Source organism: Bartonella vinsonii subsp. berkhoffii ATCC 51672, from assembly GCF_902825225.1.
Classification (GTDB): domain Bacteria; phylum Pseudomonadota; class Alphaproteobacteria; order Rhizobiales; family Rhizobiaceae; genus Bartonella; species Bartonella berkhoffii.
In genome coordinates this window covers 1-669 of sequence record NZ_CADEAK010000089.1, presented here as the reverse complement: position 1 = coordinate 669, position 669 = coordinate 1, and the positions used below count along the sequence as shown (strand labels likewise).

Sequence of the window (669 nt, the reverse complement as noted above, 5' to 3'; positions counted from 1 at the left end):
ATCGTTCATCGCCGCCAAATAGTTTAAATGTTTCAAACAAAAAACCGGTTTGAATCGTCATATACAATAACCCAAAAATACGTGCTCCATGCAAAGGTGAGCTGGAACAAAATTCTTTACGACAAGCCATTATACCAGGCATTTCTGTGTCAGCGATATCAAGTTCTTTACGACTATACGGGGAAAGTGTGATATCTTTGACAACGTAATCTGGTGTTGTCATTTTATATTCCTTTATAATCACTTTTTCTTCAGACGGTAGGAGATATTAAAAAAAAATGCAAGACAATAGAAAGACTTCTTTATGTAAAAAATCCTTTTTAAATTCTCCATAAACTTATACAAAAATATGCATTTATCTATTTAAATGATAATGTAACTGACAGAATGTAAAGGGACTCATAAAAATTTTCTTAAGTAAACAAAATTTACCGATATGTATTTTTTTAAGCTGTAAAAAAGGTGGAATGACGAGAAAAACTATGATTAAATTATATTTTTTGAAAAAAGAGTAAGACATATAACTTTCATTAAGATGCTTACTTTTCCTTTTATATAAAGTACAAGTGAATTAAATTATGAAAAATATACGTTCACGAAGCACAATACATTATTGTATTACTCATTTATATATTTGTTTTAAAGGGACGTTTCACCTTACTTCTATCG

1 protein-coding gene is annotated in these 669 nt (G+C 28.8%); it reads right to left on the bottom strand.

Translation table 11 applies throughout. From position 1 onward, the window contains the following. A partial coding sequence (locus tag J7R10_RS08380; RefSeq protein ID WP_208436456.1) for an adenosylhomocysteinase occupies positions 1–223 on the bottom strand: 223 nt, incomplete at its 3' end. Between the last annotated feature and the right edge of the window lie 446 nt (positions 224–669).